Below are 232 nucleotides of genomic sequence, written 5' to 3'. Positions count from 1 at the left end.
CGGCCGAGGCCTCCAGCGCCAGCGGGCTGGCCATGGCGATGCGCGGCAAGCCCTGGTTGCTGAACTGGTCCAGGCTGCCAGCCCAGCCGTAGTGGCCGCGGGTCTTTTCGGTGAGCTGGCCGTGGGCGGCCAGGTTCAGGTCCAGGGTCTGGTCCAGCAGCTTGCCCTTGGCTTGCAGGGATAGGGCGTGCTTGGCATAGGTGCCGTCCAGCTTGATGGCCAGGTGCGCCAG

1 protein-coding gene is annotated in these 232 nt (G+C 69.0%); it reads right to left on the bottom strand.

From position 1 onward, the window contains the following. Positions 1-232 (bottom strand): hypothetical protein (locus I53_RS03380; RefSeq protein ID WP_043346677.1); only part of this gene is annotated, 232 nt, incomplete at both ends.

Source organism: Methylobacterium sp. B1, from assembly GCF_000333255.1.
GTDB lineage: Bacteria > Pseudomonadota > Alphaproteobacteria > Rhizobiales > Beijerinckiaceae > Methylobacterium > Methylobacterium fujisawaense.
Note: the sequence above shows the minus strand (reverse complement) of the source record. Positions and strands in the feature narration are given on the sequence as shown.